Consider the following 16,123-nt stretch of genomic DNA (forward strand, 5'->3'; position numbering starts at 1 on the left):
TTTAGAAATGAAAAGTGACAAATTTGGATAGATTGATGTGTTTTGGCTATCAATTGGTAATGCGGTCGGAAATACATTCGCTGTCTATGCTGAAGATGTGACCAATTCTTACGGATGGGAGGTGGCAATGACTGATCAACAGAAACGGCGGGACGAGTCGGAACGTGAGCAGCCCCGGCGGCATGAGGAAGAAAAACCGCAGACCTGGAAACATCCCGATGATGGCACCGAGCTTTCAGAGCGCGACCAGGAGCGTCCGCTGAAACCCTGATATCAGGGTTTCAGCGGTCCAAATGTGGGAGGGGGCAAGCCCACTCCCACATTTGTATGTGCACCACCCAAAATCAGGAAACTATTTGAAATATTTGATTTGTGATCACATATTGAGGCCATAAGAACCACAACACAGGTTTTGCCTCATGACAGATGGTCCGCTCCTCCTGCCCACCCTGCGCCAGGTGTCCCGCGATACCTTGCAAGACCAGGTCTACCGCCAGATCCGCGAAGCGTTGATGAGTGGCCGTTTCCAGCCTGGCCAGAAACTCACCATCCGCGGCCTTGCCGAAGCCCTTGGTTCTAGCCCGATGCCGGTGCGCGAAGCCCTGCAACGCCTCAGCGCCGAAAACGCCTTTGAAGTCACCGAGACCTCCCGTCTGCGTGTACGCCTGATGACGGTCGAACGCCTGCGTGAAATTCGTGATGCACGGGTCGCCCTCGAAGGGCTGCTGGCGGAAAAAGCCGTGCTGCGCCTGCAAAAGGCTGACCTCGACGAAATCACCGACCTGTGCCAGCAAATGCAACACGCCGCCGACGAAGTCGACGTGTCGCGCTACCTGTGGACCAACTTTGCATTCCACCGGCGCATCTACGCCGTGGCCCAGGCCGAGCTGACCATGGCCGCCGTGGAAAACTTCTGGCTGCACATGGGCCCGTGCTTTGCGCTGGTCGCCCCGGATAAAGCTCACCTGCAACGCTCGATGGAGGCGCACACGCGCATTGTCGAGGCGCTGGCTGCCCGCGATGGCGCCGGCGCCCGTGCAGCGGTGACCGATGACATCATGCAGGCCGCCGACTCCCTGGCGCGCCTGCTCGTCAAGAACGACCGTTCACGGTCGTCTGCTTCAGGAGGTAAACGTGCATGAGTGTCCTACAGCGGCTGCAGCCCTATCCTGGGTTACGTGTGTTGATTTCCGGCGGGGCTGCCGGCATTGGTGAAGTGCTGGCGGCGGCGTACCTGGAAGCCGGTGCCCAGGTGCATGTGTGTGACGTGAGCGAGCCAGCCCTGGCCGCGTTTCGCGACAAGTACCCCGGCACCGTCGCCACCCGCGCCGACGTCAGCGATGCCGCGCAGATCGAAGCGGTGTTCACGGTGCAGCGCGAGCATTTCGGCGGCCTCGATGTGCTGGTCAACAACGCCGGAATCGCCGGGCCTACCGGCGGTATCGATGCGATCAGCGACGCCGAGTGGCAAGCCACTATCAACATCAATCTCACCGCGCAATACCGCTTTGCCCACCACGCGGTGCCGATGCTCAAGCAATCGTCCCACGGCCACCTGCTGCATATCGCCTCGGTAGCGGGGCGCTTGGGCTACGCGTGGCGCACGCCGTATGCGGCGACCAAATGGGCGATTGTCGGCCTGATGAAATCCCTGGCCTCGGAGCTGGGCGAGAGTGATATCCGCGTCAACGCCTTGCTGCCCGGCATCGTCGAAGGCCCGCGCATGGACGGCGTGATCCGCGCCCGTGCCGAACAGGTCGGCGTGCCGGAAGCCGAGATGCGCCAGGAATACCTCAACAAAATTTCCCTCAAACGCATGGTCACCGCCGAAGACGTGGCCGCCATGGCGTTGTTCCTCTGTTCGCCCGCCGCACGCAACGTGACCGGCCAGGCGATCAGCGTCGACGGTAACGTCGAGTACCTGTAAGCCACGGAAGAACACATCGCGCAGCACCCAGGATTTTTTTCATAAGAATAAAAGTCGGAGATTCGTCATGTCCAAAAATCGTCCTGTCATCATCACCTGCGCCGTCACCGGTGCGATTCATACACCGTCGATGTCGCCGCATCTACCGATCACCGCGCAGGAAATTGCCGACGCCGCCATCGGTGCCGCCGCAGCCGGCGCCGCGATTGTTCATCTGCATGCCCGCGATCCCAACGACGGCCGCCCAAGCCAGGACCCGGCGCTGTTCGCCGAATTCCTGCCGCAGATCAAGGCCGCCAGCGACGTGGTGATCAACATCACCACCGGCGGCGCGCCGACCATGGGCGTGGAAGAGCGCCTGCAACCGGTGATGCAGTTCAAGCCGGAACTGGCCTCGCTGAACATGGGCTCGATGAACTTCGGCCTGTACGAAATGCTCAACCGCTTTACCGACTTCAAGCACGACTGGGAGCGGCCGTACCTGGAAGAAAGTGACGACCGGATCTTCCGCAACACCTTCCGTGACATCACCCACATCCTCAATTCCTGTGCCGAGAACCGCACCCGTTTCGAGATCGAGTGCTACGACATCGGCCACCTGTACACCGCCGCGCATTTCCTGGAGCGCGGCCTGCTCAAGCCGCCGTTGTTTATCCAGTCGGTGTTCGGTTTGCGTGGCGGTATCGGTGGGCACCCCGAAGACCTGGCCCACATGCGGCGTACCGCCGACCGCCTGTTTGGCGACGACTATGTGTGGTCGATCCTCGGCGCCGGGCGTGGGCAGATTCCACTGGCGACCATGGGCCTGTCCATGGGCAGCAATGCGCGTGTTGGCCTGGAGGATTCGCTGTGGGACGGCCCGGGCAAATTGGCCGCGTCCAACGCCGACCAAGTGCGACGTATCCGCACGGTGATCGAGGCCCTCGGCCATCGGGTCGCAACGCCCGATGAAGCGCGGGAAATCCTTGGGCTCAAAGGGCGCGACCAGGTCAATTTTTAATCCGAAAACCGCCGCGTCACGGCGCGGCCTGCATCCCGCACAACAACAATAAGGGGATCACACCATGCGTATCGAAGTGCTTGTCGACGTCAAGACCACCCTGGGCGAAGGCCCCGTGTGGGACGTCGAGCAACAACGGCTGTACTGGATCGACAGCGCCGACGGCCGCATCCTGCGCTGCACCGACGATGGCCGCGAACTGCGCGCCTGGGAGGTCGGCCAGAAAATCGGCTCCATGGCCCTGCGCCATAACGGTGAGTCGGCGATTGTCGCCCTGCAAAACGGCGTGCACACCCTCGACCTCAAAAGCGGCGGGCTCAACCTGGTCATCGACCCGGAACCGCACCTGCCGGATAACCGCCTCAACGACGGCAAGGTCGACCGCCAGGGCCGCTTTATCTTCGGCTCCATGGATACCCAGGAAGACAGCGCCAGCGCCAGGCTTTACCGCCTGGACGCCGACCTGAGCCTGCACACCCTGGACGAAGGCATCATCGTGTCCAACGGCCCGTGCTGGAGTCCGTCGGGCGAGACCTTCTACTTTTGCGACACCTGGTCTGGCGAGATCTGGGCCTACGACTATGACCTGGCCACCGGCAATGTGCGCAATCGCCGCACCCTCGCCAAGGTCGACACCTCGGGCGGTGGCGCTGCCGATGGCTGCACCGTGGATGCCGAGGGCTGTTTGTGGCAGGCGCTGGTCTATGCCGGGAAACTGGTGCGCTACACCCCCGATGGACAGGTCGACCGCATCATTCAGATGCCAGTGAAAAAGGTCACCAGCCTGACCTTTGGCGGGCCGAATCTGGACACCCTGTTTGTGACCTCCATGGCCAAGCCGCCGCTGCCGCGTTTTCCGGCAGACGGCCAGCAGCGCGGAGCGCTGTTCGCCATTACCGGGTTGGGCGTGCAAGGAATAGCCGAGCAACGGTTCGCCAGCTAGCGCGTGTGTGTGACAAGGCATATTCCTTCGCAACCTTGTGTCAGTGCGCGCCCTCGCGCGCCTGGAGAGGCCCATGGCAACTATCAAAAAAGCGTCGCTGCGCAGCATTCACCGGCATTCCTGGGTGTCGCTGCTGGTCTGTTGGATGATCTGGATTCTCAATGCCTACGACCGTGAGATCGTGTTGCGCCTGGGGCCGACCATCTCCAAGCATTTCGATTTATCCGCCGACCAATGGGGCACCGTGGCCACGGTGGTCATGCTGGCCCTGGCGCTGCTGGATATCCCCGGCTCCATGTGGAGCGACCGCTACGGCGGCGGCTGGAAACGTGCGCGCTTCCAGGTGCCGTTGGTGCTGGGCTACACGGCGATCTCGTTCCTGTCTGGCTTCAAAGCGTTGAGCGGCAACCTCGCCACCTTCATTGCCCTGCGCGTTGGGGTCAACCTCGGCGCCGGTTGGGGTGAGCCGGTGGGGGTGAGCAACACCGCCGAATGGTGGCCGGTGGAGCGACGCGGCTTTGCCCTGGGCGCGCACCACACGGGCTATCCGATTGGCGCGATGCTCAGCGGTATCGTCGCGAGTTTTGTCATCACCGTGTTCGGCGAGGACAACTGGCGCTACGTGTTCTTCTTCGCCTTCGTGGTGGCGCTGCCGCTGATGATTTTCTGGGCGCGCTATTCCACCGCCGAGCGCATCACCGCGTTGTACGTCGACATCGCCGCCAAGGGCATGACGCCGCCGGACAACGCCCCAGCCAGTTCGGTGAAGGGCGAGGCCTGGCGTACCTTCGTCGCCACCTTGCGCAACCGCAATATCGCCCTCACGGCGGGCAATACGATGCTCACCCAAGTGGTGTACATGGGCGTGAACATCGTGCTGCCGGCCTACCTCTACAACATCGCCGGATTGTCCCTGGCCGAGTCGGCGGGGATGAGCGTGGTGTTCACCCTCACCGGCATTCTCGGGCAACTGGTGTGGCCGTCGCTGTCGGACATCATCGGCCGGCGCACCACCCTGATCATCTGCGGGGTGTGGATGGCGGCGAGTGTCGGCGCGTTCTACTTCGCCAACACCCTGACCCTGATGATCGTCGTGCAACTGTTGTTCGGCCTGGTGGCCAACGCGGTGTGGCCGATCTACTACGCGGTGGCCTGCGACTCGGCCGAGCCGTCGGCGACGTCCACCGCCAACGGCATCATCACCACCGCGATGTTTATCGGCGGCGGCCTGGCGCCGGTGCTGATGGGCAGCCTGATTGCCATGGGCGGCGGCTGGACCACGCTGCATGGCTACACCGTGTGTTTCTTCGTGATGGCCGGCTGTGCCCTCGGCGGCGCGCTGCTGCAACTGTTTTCCCATCGCCCCCAGGCGTTGGCCCTGCAACTCGACTCCTAGAACAACACCGATGCGCCCCCCAGCCCGCCTGGCGGGGCGCCAAGAGGAACTGCCGATGACTACCGCCACCGCCGCCCGCACCCCGCAGGCGTTGAACAAACTGATGTTCGTCAAGCTGATGCCCTTGCTGATCATCGCCTACATCCTGAGCTTCCTGGACCGCACCAACATCGCCCTGGCCAAGCATCACCTGGACGTCGACCTGGGCATTTCCGCTGCCGCCTATGGGCTGGGCGCGGGGCTGTTTTTCCTGACGTATGCGCTGTCGGAAATCCCCAGCAACCTGATCATGCACAAGGTCGGCGCGCGCTTCTGGATCGCGCGGATCATGGTGACCTGGGGCCTGATCTCGGCGGCCATGGCGTTTGTGCAGGGCGAGACGTCGTTCTACGTGCTGCGCCTGTTGCTGGGCATCGCCGAAGCGGGGCTGTTTCCCGGCGTCATGCTGTACCTGACCTACTGGTTCAACCGTGAACAACGGGCGCGGGCCACCGGTTACTTCCTGCTCGGCGTGTGCTTCGCCAACATCATCGGCGGCCCGGTGGGCGCGGCCTTGATGCGCATGGACGGCCTGCTCGGCTGGCACGGCTGGCAGTGGATGTTCCTGCTTGAAGGCCTGCCGGCCGTGGCGTTTGCCTGGGTGGTGTGGTGCAAGCTGCCAGACCGCCCGAGCAAGGCGCCGTGGCTGTCGGTCGAGGAAGCGCGCGGGATCGAACAGCGCATTGCCCGGGAAAGCGAAGAAGGCGCAGGCGCGGGCGGTCACTCGCTGAAGAACTGGCTGACCCCGCAGATCCTGCTGGCGATCTTTGTGTACTTCTGCCATCAGATCACCATCTACACGGTGATCTTTTTCCTGCCGAGCATCATCAGCAAATACGGTGAACTGAGCACCATGAGCGTCGGCCTGCTGACCTCCTTGCCGTGGATCGCGGCCGCACTCGGCGCGCTGCTGATTCCGCGTTTCGCCACCACCCCAGGGCGTTGCCGCCGCTTGCTGGTCACGGGCCTGTTGACCATGGCGTTGGGCTTGGGCATTGCCTCGGTGTCGGGGCCGGTGTTCAGCCTGCTCGGTTTTTGCCTGTCGGCGGTGATGTTCTTTGTGGTGCAGTCGATCATTTTTCTGTACCCGGCTTCGCGTCTCAAGGGTGTTGCGCTGGCGGGCGGGCTCGGGTTCGTCAACGCCTGCGGGCTGTTGGGCGGGTTTGTCGGGCCGTCGGTGATGGGCGTGATCGAGCAAAGTACCGGCAATGCAATGAATGGTTTGAAAGTCATTGCGTTGGTGCTGGTGGTGGCGGCCGTGGCAGCCCTGCGCTTGCGCATGGGGCACGAGCCTGAGCGTGGCGCCCAGGCCAGCGAAGCGTCCTACACGTAGACGCCGGCAACGGGCCTTTCTACACTGCGGCTTGTCTTGGGGAAAAGGGCAGGCGCCGATGAATCGCAATGAACTACGCAAAGCCGACATCAACCTGATGGTGGTGTTCGAAGCGCTGATGCTGGAGCGCAACGTGACGCGGGTGGCGGAGAAGCTGTTTCTCGGCCAGCCGACCATCAGCTCGGCCCTCAACCGTTTGCGTACCTTGTTCAACGACCCGCTGTTCATCCGCGTCGGCCACCGCATGGAGCCCACGGCGCGGGCCGAGGAGATCATCCAGCACCTGTCGCCGGCCCTGGATTCGTTGTCATCGGCCTTGAGCCTGACCCACGATTTCGACCCGTCCATCAGCACCATGACCTTTCGCATCGGCCTCTCCGATGACGTGGAGTTCGGCCTGTTGCCGCCGCTGCTGCGCGCCTTGCGCCAGGAAGCGCCGCAAGTGGTGTTTGTGGTGCAGCATGTGGACTACTGGCGTATTCCCGACCTGTTGGCCTCCGGCGATATCACCGTCGGCATCACCCAGACCCGGGGCCTGCCGGCGAACGCCAAGCGCAAGCTGCTGCGCCATATCCGCCCGCGCATCCTGCGCGCCGATGCCTCGGAAACACCGCTGACCCTCGACGAATATTGCTCACGGCCCCATGTGCTGGTGTCCCACACCGCCAACGTGTCGGGGTTTGCCGATGAGTGGCTCGCGGAGATTGGGCGCAAACGCCATGTGGTACTGTCGGTGCCGCAGTACAGCGCGCTGCCGGCCTTGCTCGCCGGCACCGACCTGATCGCCAGTTTGCCGGACTACACCGCCGAGGCCATGGCGGTGTCGGGCCACCTGTTCTGTGAGCCGTTCCCGTTCGAAACGCCGACCCTGGATTTGTCGATGGTCTGGCTCAGCCACGTGGACACCGACCCGGCTGAGCGCTGGGTACGTTCGCGGCTTGAAGCGTTTATGAGTGACAGAGGGCTGGCCAGCAAAGCCTGATGCTTTTATCCGTGGTATATCTAGGAATCTTCCTACCAAAGACTCGGAGCCATCCATGCCACACCTGCACCTGGAATACACCGCCAACCTGACAGGCCTCGCCGTCGAGAAGACCCTGTTGCGGCTCAACAACGTGCTGATGGCGTCCGGGCAGTTCGGTTCCGAGTTCGATATCAAAAGCCGTGCGGTCAAGGTCGAGACGTTCCAGGTGGGCACTTCCCTCGACCCGCGTGGGTTTATCGCAGTGAAGCTGTCGCTGCTCAGCGGGCGCTCACCGCAGGTCAAGAAGCAGCTGTCGGAAAGCCTGCTGGCAGCCCTGCAGGATCTGGGCGACTGGCCGGAAGGTATCCAGGTTCAACTGAGTGTCCTGTTGGTCGATATGGACCGCGACAGCTACAGCAAGGTCGCCGTCGGCTAAGGTTTACAACAAACCCTGATCCGCACACACCTTCACCACCTGCTCACGAAACCAGGTATTGGCGCTGTCCTGTTCGCTGGTTTCGTTCCACTGCATCTCCAGGGTGAACCCCGGCAAGCCGTTGGGCGCTTCGCAATGGCCGAACGTGGTGGCGGGCGCCAGCAGTTTTTGCACGCGGCGCGGCAAGGTGACGATGAAGTCGGTGCCGGTGATCATCTTCAGCGCTGCGCTGTAGCTGTTGGCGCGGGCGATCACTTGGCGCTTGTGGGCCTGGCGCGCCAGCCAGCCATCGATCATGTTGGTGTCGGAGGTCCACGGCGTAGGGAACACATGACGCCGTTCGACGAAGGACTGCAGGCTGAAGGCCGGTTCCCGTGGCGCTGAGCGTTTATCGAACACACAGACCAGGTCGTCTTCGAGCAGCATCTGGGTGCGGAAGTCTTTATGGGCGCGGTGGAAATTGGGACCGAAGCAGATCACCAGGTCGAGGCGGCCTTCGCGCAGGTCGTCGGCGGGGATGTCGGTTTCCAACTTTTGCACGTTGACGATCACTGGCAGGTCGGCACGGTCGAAGTGCTTCAACAAGCGCGGCAGGATCAACTGTTCGAAGTATTCCGGCGCGCACACATTGAACGTCACGGCCTTCTGGGTCGGGTCGAAGGCCTGGCCTCCGGCGTGGCACAGGTTGATGCTTTCGAGGATTTTCTGCACATGCCCGTACATGGTGGTGGCCTTATACGTTGGCCGCATGCCCGCCCGGGTGTTGATGAACAACTCGTCTTCAAAGCTGGTGCGCAGCTTCTTCAGGCTGTAGCTCACGGTGGACTGGCTGACAAACAGTGTTTCGGACACCTCGGTAACGCTGCTCTGGTCGTAGACGGCGATAAACACCATCAAGTCCTGCATATCGAGCTTTCTGAGCAAGTTACTGTTTAGCATCGGTTTCGTCCGTAAACCTGTTGTACCGAACTCAGTACAAGACAGCGCAAAAGCTTAACGGAACGAGCGTGCCATTAGAAAGCTCTGTAGGGCGTTTCTATGTTTGGTGTGAGACAAATACTGTTTGCAACACGACCTCAGCGGATATGTCGTGCGTAGTGCCTTGGATTGAAGCGCGTGACGATCAGCAGCATCAGCACGATCACTGCTGTCAGCGTCCACCAGGCCCACTCGAAACTGCCCAGCTGATCGCGGATCATCCCGGCGATCAGCGGCGACAGCCCGGCGATCAGGTAGCCGATGCCCTGCACAAAGGCGGTGAGGCCACCGGCGCGGCGCGGGTTGTCCAAGTGGTCGAGGGACAGGATCAGGCTCATCGGGAACAGGCCGCCAATGCCCAGGCCCAGCAGGCATGGCCACAACAGGCTCAGGTGGTGCGGGCTGAGGATCAGGCCGCAGAAACCCAGGATGATCAGCACCAGCAGCACCGCCACCACACCGCGTTTATCCCGGCGACGGTTGGCGATGGCGGGGGTGACCAGGCCGGAGACCACTTCCATGGCCGTCAAGAAGCCCAGCAGCAGGCCGGCGTTCTGCTCGCTCCAGCCTTGCTCCACGTAGTACGGCGCCAGCCACGCCAGTACGCAGGTGTAGGAGGCGGTGCCCAGGCCGAAAAATACTGCGAGCAACCAGGCCCGGCCATTGCCGAAAAACGACTCCTGCGGGCCCGCACCGGCTTGCGGCAACGGCGGTAGCACCGAGCGTTGCGCGCACCAGAACACTAACGCCAGCACCGCCAGCACGGCCCAGATCGCCAGGCCGATGCGCCAGCTGCCGGTCTGCACTTGCACGAACGGCGAGAACGACGCCGCCAGTGCTGCGCCGCCCATGATCGCGGTGACGTACAGGCCCATGAACAGTGAAACGTTGTCACTGAACCGCGACTTGATCAGCGCCGGCATCAACGCCTGGATCATCGCGATCCCCACACCGGCCGCGATGGCGCTGACGATCAGCTCCAGCGCCGAATCGAGGAACAGCCGCGACAACGTGGCCACGCCAATCACCAACAGGGACGCCACGATGCTGCGGTGCTCGCCAAAGCGTTTGGCCAGGCCCATGCCGAAAAACATCGCCAAGCCCATGGCCATCACCGGCAACATGGTCAGCAACGCCGCGCTGCTGAAACTCAGCGGCACATCGCCGCGAATCGATGACAACAACGGGCCGACCGCCGCCATCGACGGGCGCAGATTGAGGGCGACCAGCACGACGCTGATCATCAGCCAGAGGGCGGTGGTGGGTTTTGCGTGAACGGTTTCCATGGGAGGCCCTTGAGTGAACAAGGGCGAATCAGGCCATGGGCGGGGGAGTGGGGCAAATGAGAAAGTCGCTAGGTCTATCTAAAAATTGCGCTGATCAAAATTGTGGGAGGGGGCTTGCCCCCGATGGCAGTGTGTCAGCCAACAAATCTTTGACTGACCCACCGTTATCGGGGGCAAGCCCCCTCCCACATTAGATAGAGCGGATCACATGCTTGATCTCCTGGAATGCCGCCAACCCCCACGGCCCCAACTCGCGACCGATGCTGCTCTGCTTGTAACCGCCCCACGCGGTCTGCGGGAAGATCACTTGCGGCGCGTTGATCCACACCAGCCCGGCCTGCAAGGCATTCGCCACACGCTCGGCGGTTTCAGCATGGCGGCTGACCACACTCGCCACCAGGCCGAAATCGCTGTCGTTGGCCAGGGTGATCGCTTCTGCCTCAGAGGTAAAACGGCGGACACACAGCACCGGGCCGAAGATCTCTTCGTTCCACAACGCGCTTTCCAGGGGTACGTCGGTGAACACCGTGGGGCGAATGAAAAAGCCCTTGGGCAAGTCCGTCGGGCGGTCACCGCCACACAGCAAGCGGGCGCCGTCTTCGATGCCACGCTGGATATGCCCCAGCACCCGCTGATACTGCGCGCGGTTGATCAACGCACCCATTTCCACGTCATCGGCAAACGGGTCTGCCACGCGAATGGCCTCAGCCCGTGCCTGCACACGCACCAGGAATTCATCGGCGAGCGTGTCAGCCACCAACACGCGACTGGTGGCCGAACACATCTGCCCGGCGTTGAAAAAACCGCCGCCACAGGCCAGTTCCACCGCCAGGTCCAGGTCGGCATCCGCCAGCACCAGCAGCGAAGACTTGCCGCCCATTTCCAGGCTCACACCCTTGATGGTTTCGGCCGCGCGTTGCATCACCTGCACGCCAACGGCGTTACTGCCGGTGAACGATATTTTCGCCACACGACGGTCCGCTGCCAGCGGTGCGCCGACCGCCAAACCTGTGCCACACACCAGGTTGAACACTCCAGCCGGCAAGCCGGCCTCGGCGATAATCCGCGCCAAGTGCAACTCGGCCAACGGCGTGACTTCCGAGGGCTTGAGCACCACGCAGCAGCCGGCGGCCAGGGCCGGGGCGAGTTTCCAGGCGGTGGTTACCATCGGGAAATTCCACGGCACGATCAGCCCCACCACGCCACAGGGCTCACGACGCAGGCGTGCGCTGAAGTCATCGCTGGGCAGTGCCACCGGCTGGTCCTGAGCGGCGTCCATTTCTTCGGCAACGCTGGCGTAGTACTCGAACGTGGCGATTACATCGTCCACATCAATTGCGGCTTCAAACAGTGGCTTGCCGTTGTTGCTCGATTGCAGGTGCATCAGGTGTTCGCGCTGCTCGCTCACGCCCTGGGCGATCTTGCGCAGCAGGGCGGCGCGATCACGGCCGGTGCTGTTCGACCACTCGATGAAGGCCGCGCTGGCGGCGTCGACCGCCTGGGTCACCGCTGTCGCGTCGCCGACGCTGACCTGGGCCGATACCGCCTCGGTGGCCGGGTTGATCACCTCAAGTACTGCTTGGCCGGCTCGCCACGCGCCGTCGATGTAGATCCCGTTCAACACCGCGCTCATACCGCCACCTCCTTCATCCACAGACCTTGGTCGATTTCAATCAGTGTTGGCCCCTGGCGATCGGCGGCGCTGCGCAGTGCCGCACGCAGCTGCGCGATGCCCTGGATGCTTTCAGCGGCACAACCCAACGCCTTGGCTACGCCGATAAAGTCCGGGGTATAGATGTCCACGCCGACTGGCTCGATGGCGCGGTTGACCATGTATTTCTTGATCTCTTCATAGCCCTGGTTATTCCACAGCAGCACGATCACCGGCGTGCGCGCTTCCACGGCGCTGGCCAGTTCCGGCAGGCTGAATTGCAGGCCGCCGTCACCGATCAGGCACACCACCGGTTGCCCGTTGCCACGCCCCAGCCACGCCCCGATAGCGGCGGGCAGGGCGTAGCCCAGGGTGCCGTAGCCAGTGGATGAGTTGAACCAGCGGCGCGGGTGGTCGAGGTTCAGGGTGAGGTTGCCGCTGTACACCGGTTGGGTCGAGTCGCCGACCAGCACGGCGTTGGGCAACTCCTCCAGGACGGTGTCGAGGAACCGGGTTTGTGCGCGGGTGGCGGCGTCCCAGCCGGGGTTCAGTTCGGCCCACAAGCGTGCCACACGCGCAGCGCCCCACGCGCGATTGCGGGGCGGCAAGGGTTTGCTGTTCAACTCGACCAGCAGCGCTTCGGCGGCGATTTGTGCATCGGCCACCAAGGCAACCTGCGGCGGATAGTTGCGCACGGTCTGGTCCGGGTCGATGTCGATGCGCAGCAACGCACCGGGAATCCCGAAGCCGCCGGCGAAGGTGACGTCGTAGTCGGTTTCCGCCAGCTCGGTGCCGATGGCCAACACCACGTCCGCTTCGGCGACCAAGGCGCGGGTGGCGACCAGGGTCTGGGTCGAGCCGATCAACAGCGGATGGTTGGCAGGCAGCATGCCCTTGGCATTGATCGTCAGGGCCACCGGCGCGCCGAGGGCTTCGGCCAGTTGCGTGAGTTCTGCGGCTGCATCGATGGCGCCGCCACCGGCCAGGATCAAGGGCTGCCTGGCCGCTGCGAGCAACTGGCTCATCTGCTTGATCGCCGATGGCGCGGCACCGGCGCGCGCCACGCTGACCGGTTCACTGCCCAGCAGTGCGTCGGCGTTTTCTACCAATACATCCAACGGGATTTCGATATGCACCGGGCGTGGTCGTCCGGCCTGGAACAACGCAAAGGCACGCGCCAACACGCCGGGCAACTCGGCCGCCGACATCAGGGTGTGGGAGAACGCCGCCACGCCGGCGATCATCGCGCCCTGGTTCGGCAGCTCATGCAACTTGCCGCGCCCGCCGCCCAGTTGGCTGCGCGACTGCACGCTGGAGATCACCAGCATCGGGATCGAGTCGGCGTAGGCCTGGCCCATGGCGGTGGTGATATTGGTCATGCCGGGGCCGGTGATGATGAAGCACACGCCGGGCTTGCCGCTGGTGCGCGCATACCCATCGGCCATGAAGCCGGCGCCCTGTTCGTGGCGCGGGGTGACGTGACGGATGTTGGAACGGGCCAGGCCACGATACAGCTCCACGGTGTGCACGCCGGGGATGCCAAACACCTGGTCCACGCCATAGCCTTCCAGAAGGTTGACCAGTACTTCGCCGCAGGTCGCCATAAACGTCGCTCTTATTGTTGAGATAAGGCGTTATTGGACCGGCTGGCCGGTAGCGGCAACAATCGATAAAAAGTCATACTAGCCATGTCCTCACGTCATGGCTGCGCCCCGATGAAACGCCTCCCGCCGCTGCCCGCGCTGCACACCTTCTGGGTCACGGCCCAGTGCTGCAACTTCACCCGCGCCGCCGAGCAACTGCACATCACCCAGGGCGCCGTGAGCCGCCAGGTTGCCGGGCTGGAAAGCCACCTGGGCTACACGCTGTTCCAACGCCAGGCGCGGGGCTTGAGCCTGACCGAAGAAGGCCGCGAATGGTCGCTGCGCGCGCAGCAGGTGTTTGGCCTGATCGGCGAGGCAGTGGAGCAGATCGGCAGTCGCCGCCAGGTCCTGCAGCTCAAGGCCTCCACCTGTGTGATGCGCTGGCTGTTGCCGCTCTTGATGCAGTGGCAAAAGGCGCGCCCGGACGTACCGGTGGAGCTCACCACCACCGTGGCCTACACCGTGGATTTTCGCCGTGAGCAATTCGATGCGGCAGTGATCTATGCGCCTATTGCCGAGCAGTCGGCCGAGGCGCGCCATCTGTTCGACGAACAACTCACCCCGGTCTGCGCGCCCGCGCTGCTCGGTGTTTTGCACACCCCGGCGGACTTGCAGCAGCAGGTGCTGCTGCACCCCACGCGGGATGAACGGGATTGGGCGTTGTGGCTGCAAGCGGCGAAGACGCGACTGAGTAACCTGAGCCAGGGCCATCATTTCGAGACGCTGGATTTGGCGATGACGGTGGCGTCGCAAGGCTCCGGCGTGGCGATTGGCGACCGTGCGTTGATTGGCGAGGATTTGAAGGCCGGGCGGTTGGCGACGCCGTTTGAGCTGCGGGTGCCGACGGGGATGGGCTATTACCTGGTGTATCCACCGGGCACCGAGCCTTCGGCGGGGCTTGAAGCCTTGATGGATTGGTTGGTCAGCCAGGCCAGAATCTCCTGACACTCACATTTCAAATGTGGGAGGGGGCAAGCCCCCTCCCAAATCTCAGTAGCCGACGGTAAAACGCTGGCGCGAGTGCTTCGGCGATTCGACTTCGTCGATCAAGGCAATGGCGTAGTCGGCAAAGCTGATCCAGCTGCGACCTTCACTGCTCACCAGCAGATCGTCCTGGCCCACGCGGAATTGCCCGGTGCGCTCGGTCTCGACGAACTCCGCCGAAGGCGACAGGAAGGTCCAGTCCAGTTCCTTTTCCTGACGCAGCGTGTCGAGAAACGCTGCGCCTGCACTGGCTTCGGCTTTGTACTCAGCCGGGAAACCCGCGCTGTCGATCAGCCGACCACCACCCGGCAGCAACAGCGAACCGGCACCGCCCACGACCAGCAGGCGTTTCACTCCGGCTTTCTTCACCGGCCCGATCACCGCGCTGGCCGGCAGGGTGGCGAAGTGCGCGGCGCTGATCACCACGTCACTGCCGCTGATGGCCTGTTGCAGGGCGTCTGCGTCCAGGGCATCCACCTGCTTGACGGTGACGCCAGGGCGCGCCGCCAGCTTGTCGGTGTTACGTGCGATGGCCACAACGCTATGCCCGCGACGCAGGGCTTCTTCCAGCAGTTGGCTACCGGCCCGGCCAGTGGCCCCAATGATTGCGATCTTGCTCATGACGTTCTCCAGTACGGTTAAGGTTTGAAACGGTTCACCACTTCATTTCGCCCTTGGCGACTTTGGCGCTCAGTTCCAGCGAGCTTTCGTCGGCGAGGGTCGGGTAACGTTTTTTCATGGCCGCGATCAGGGCGGCGGAATCCTTGGCCTTGGCGGTTTCGGCGTCGAAGGCCTTGATGTAGTCAGCGGTAAATTTCACCGATTGGACGGACGGCGTACCCAGGTAATGGCCCGGGATCACGGTGCGCGGTTTCAGGTCTTCAATACGTTGCAGGGTGGCCAGCCAGTCTTTGTGGGATTGCGCGCTCTGGGTATCGGCCATCCACACATGAATGTTTTCGGCGACCACCACGCCACCGACCACGGCCTTGATCGACGGGATCCACACAAAACTGCGGTCCGGCTGCGGACCGTCCAGGCCGATCACCTCCAGTTGCTGGCCTTCCAGGCTCAGGCTGTGGCCTTGAAGTACCTGCGGCACGATGGTTTTAGACGGCTTGTCGGCGCCCATTTTCGGGCCCCAGAACGCAAGCTTGCCGGCCACGGTCGCCTTGATGTGATCGACCACCGGTTGCGGCGCCAGCACCTTGGCGTCGGGGAAGGCGGTGGTGAGGGTGTCGAGGCCGAAGTAGTAGTCCGGGTCGCCGTGGCTGATGTAGATGGTGGTCAGGTGTTTGCCGCTGGCGTGGATCTTCTGCACCAGTTGTTCGGCCTGGCCTTTGCCGAACTGGGCGTCCACCAGGATCGCATCCTTGGCGCCGCTGACCAGCACCGAGGTGACCGGGAAGATCGCGGCGTCGCCAGGGTTGTACACGTCCAGCTTCAGCTCGGCGGCGGCCGCGTGGGCGGCGAAGGCCAAGGCGGCGGTGGCCAGGGTCAGGCGCTTGAGGGGGGAGAACATCGGGCAGCTCCAGCATCGGTA

The 16,123-nt window shown here is 63.1% G+C and carries 16 protein-coding genes; 10 read left to right on the forward strand and 6 right to left on the reverse strand.

What is annotated here, in order from left to right; genetic code table 11:
• The first annotated feature begins 127 nt into the window (after positions 1-127).
• The 9 genes from M2497_RS08800 to M2497_RS08840 all read left to right on the forward strand — a co-directional run bounded on the left by M2497_RS08800 (position 128) and on the right by M2497_RS08840 (position 8,038).
• The gene (locus M2497_RS08800) at positions 128-271 is read left to right on the forward strand and encodes a hypothetical protein (RefSeq protein WP_248486924.1); all 144 of its coding nucleotides are present in this window, start codon (positions 128-130) and stop codon (positions 269-271) included.
• A gap of 148 nt (positions 272-419) precedes the next feature.
• Complete coding sequence (locus M2497_RS08805) at positions 420-1,142, forward strand: GntR family transcriptional regulator (protein ID WP_058425125.1); 723 nt, start codon at positions 420-422, stop codon at positions 1,140-1,142.
• Positions 1,139-1,927 (forward strand): SDR family oxidoreductase, encoded by a 789-nt coding sequence (locus M2497_RS08810; protein WP_248486926.1) that lies wholly within the window; start codon positions 1,139-1,141, stop codon positions 1,925-1,927. The genes M2497_RS08805 and M2497_RS08810 overlap by 4 nt, the downstream gene beginning before the upstream one ends.
• A 67-nt stretch (positions 1,928-1,994) precedes the next feature.
• The gene (locus M2497_RS08815) at positions 1,995-2,927 is read left to right on the forward strand and encodes a 3-keto-5-aminohexanoate cleavage protein (RefSeq protein ID WP_248486928.1); all 933 of its coding nucleotides are present in this window, start codon (positions 1,995-1,997) and stop codon (positions 2,925-2,927) included.
• Positions 2,928-2,991: 64 nt separating this feature from the next.
• Positions 2,992-3,870 (forward strand): SMP-30/gluconolactonase/LRE family protein, encoded by an 879-nt coding sequence (locus M2497_RS08820; protein ID WP_248486930.1) that lies wholly within the window; start codon positions 2,992-2,994, stop codon positions 3,868-3,870.
• 73 nt (positions 3,871-3,943) lie between these two features.
• Positions 3,944-5,266, forward strand: a complete 1,323-nt coding sequence (locus M2497_RS08825; RefSeq protein ID WP_248486932.1) for an MFS transporter — start codon at positions 3,944-3,946, stop codon at positions 5,264-5,266.
• A gap of 55 nt (positions 5,267-5,321) precedes the next feature.
• The gene (locus M2497_RS08830; RefSeq protein WP_248486934.1) at positions 5,322-6,638 is read left to right on the forward strand and encodes an MFS transporter; all 1,317 of its coding nucleotides are present in this window, start codon (positions 5,322-5,324) and stop codon (positions 6,636-6,638) included.
• A 58-nt stretch (positions 6,639-6,696) separates the two neighbouring features.
• Positions 6,697-7,620: a LysR substrate-binding domain-containing protein gene (locus M2497_RS08835; protein ID WP_071488956.1), complete on the forward strand. Its 924-nt coding sequence runs from the start codon at positions 6,697-6,699 to the stop codon at positions 7,618-7,620.
• 55 nt (positions 7,621-7,675) lie between these two features.
• Complete coding sequence (locus tag M2497_RS08840) at positions 7,676-8,038, forward strand: 5-carboxymethyl-2-hydroxymuconate Delta-isomerase (protein WP_248486936.1); 363 nt, start codon at positions 7,676-7,678, stop codon at positions 8,036-8,038.
• A 3-nt stretch (positions 8,039-8,041) separates the two neighbouring features.
• Here the strand turns inward: M2497_RS08840 and M2497_RS08845 are convergent, their stop codons facing one another.
• The 4 genes from M2497_RS08845 to M2497_RS08860 form a co-directional block, all read right to left on the reverse strand.
• A complete protein-coding gene (locus tag M2497_RS08845) occupies positions 8,042-8,977 on the reverse strand; it encodes a LysR family transcriptional regulator (RefSeq protein ID WP_248486938.1) in 936 nt (311 codons plus the stop codon).
• Between the two features lie 137 nt (positions 8,978-9,114).
• The gene (locus tag M2497_RS08850) at positions 9,115-10,302 is read right to left on the reverse strand and encodes a cyanate transporter (protein ID WP_248486940.1); all 1,188 of its coding nucleotides are present in this window, start codon (positions 10,300-10,302) and stop codon (positions 9,115-9,117) included.
• A 190-nt stretch (positions 10,303-10,492) separates the two neighbouring features.
• The gene (locus M2497_RS08855; RefSeq protein WP_248486942.1) at positions 10,493-11,935 is read right to left on the reverse strand and encodes an aldehyde dehydrogenase family protein; all 1,443 of its coding nucleotides are present in this window, start codon (positions 11,933-11,935) and stop codon (positions 10,493-10,495) included.
• A complete protein-coding gene (locus M2497_RS08860) occupies positions 11,932-13,557 on the reverse strand; it encodes a 5-guanidino-2-oxopentanoate decarboxylase (protein WP_248486944.1) in 1,626 nt (541 codons plus the stop codon). The genes M2497_RS08855 and M2497_RS08860 overlap by 4 nt, the downstream gene beginning before the upstream one ends.
• Before the next feature lie 111 nt (positions 13,558-13,668).
• Here M2497_RS08860 and M2497_RS08865 point away from each other — a divergent pair, with 111 nt between their 5' ends.
• A complete protein-coding gene (locus tag M2497_RS08865; protein WP_248486946.1) occupies positions 13,669-14,541 on the forward strand; it encodes a LysR substrate-binding domain-containing protein in 873 nt (290 codons plus the stop codon).
• A 45-nt stretch (positions 14,542-14,586) separates the two neighbouring features.
• On the opposite strand, the gene M2497_RS08870 is transcribed toward M2497_RS08865, so the two are convergent.
• Together M2497_RS08870 and M2497_RS08875 are read right to left on the reverse strand one after the other, a co-directional pair.
• The gene (locus M2497_RS08870) at positions 14,587-15,201 is read right to left on the reverse strand and encodes an NAD(P)-dependent oxidoreductase (protein ID WP_248486948.1); all 615 of its coding nucleotides are present in this window, start codon (positions 15,199-15,201) and stop codon (positions 14,587-14,589) included.
• Between the two features lie 34 nt (positions 15,202-15,235).
• On the reverse strand, positions 15,236-16,102 hold the full coding sequence (locus tag M2497_RS08875; RefSeq protein ID WP_248486950.1) for an MBL fold metallo-hydrolase: 867 nt from the start codon (positions 16,100-16,102) through the stop codon (positions 15,236-15,238).
• Positions 16,103-16,123: the final 21 nt, after the last annotated feature.

It is taken from the genome of Pseudomonas sp. CYM-20-01, assembly GCF_023169845.1.
Lineage (GTDB): Bacteria > Pseudomonadota > Gammaproteobacteria > Pseudomonadales > Pseudomonadaceae > Aquipseudomonas > Aquipseudomonas azotoformans.

Coding starts and splice junctions, on each gene's coding strand:
- M2497_RS08800 (WP_248486924.1), top strand. CDS start 128: ATGACTGATCAACAGAAACGGCGGGACGAGTCGGAACGTGAGCAGCCC.
- M2497_RS08805 (WP_058425125.1), top strand. CDS start 420: ATGACAGATGGTCCGCTCCTCCTGCCCACCCTGCGCCAGGTGTCCCGC.
- M2497_RS08810 (WP_248486926.1), top strand. CDS start 1,139: ATGAGTGTCCTACAGCGGCTGCAGCCCTATCCTGGGTTACGTGTGTTG.
- M2497_RS08815 (WP_248486928.1), top strand. CDS start 1,995: ATGTCCAAAAATCGTCCTGTCATCATCACCTGCGCCGTCACCGGTGCG.
- M2497_RS08820 (WP_248486930.1), top strand. CDS start 2,992: ATGCGTATCGAAGTGCTTGTCGACGTCAAGACCACCCTGGGCGAAGGC.
- M2497_RS08825 (WP_248486932.1), top strand. CDS start 3,944: ATGGCAACTATCAAAAAAGCGTCGCTGCGCAGCATTCACCGGCATTCC.
- M2497_RS08830 (WP_248486934.1), top strand. CDS start 5,322: ATGACTACCGCCACCGCCGCCCGCACCCCGCAGGCGTTGAACAAACTG.
- M2497_RS08835 (WP_071488956.1), top strand. CDS start 6,697: ATGAATCGCAATGAACTACGCAAAGCCGACATCAACCTGATGGTGGTG.
- M2497_RS08840 (WP_248486936.1), top strand. CDS start 7,676: ATGCCACACCTGCACCTGGAATACACCGCCAACCTGACAGGCCTCGCC.
- M2497_RS08845 (WP_248486938.1), bottom strand. CDS start 8,977: ATGCTAAACAGTAACTTGCTCAGAAAGCTCGATATGCAGGACTTGATG.
- M2497_RS08850 (WP_248486940.1), bottom strand. CDS start 10,302: ATGGAAACCGTTCACGCAAAACCCACCACCGCCCTCTGGCTGATGATC.
- M2497_RS08855 (WP_248486942.1), bottom strand. CDS start 11,935: ATGAGCGCGGTGTTGAACGGGATCTACATCGACGGCGCGTGGCGAGCC.
- M2497_RS08860 (WP_248486944.1), bottom strand. CDS start 13,557: ATGGCGACCTGCGGCGAAGTACTGGTCAACCTTCTGGAAGGCTATGGC.
- M2497_RS08865 (WP_248486946.1), top strand. CDS start 13,669: ATGAAACGCCTCCCGCCGCTGCCCGCGCTGCACACCTTCTGGGTCACG.
- M2497_RS08870 (WP_248486948.1), bottom strand. CDS start 15,201: ATGAGCAAGATCGCAATCATTGGGGCCACTGGCCGGGCCGGTAGCCAA.
- M2497_RS08875 (WP_248486950.1), bottom strand. CDS start 16,102: ATGTTCTCCCCCCTCAAGCGCCTGACCCTGGCCACCGCCGCCTTGGCC.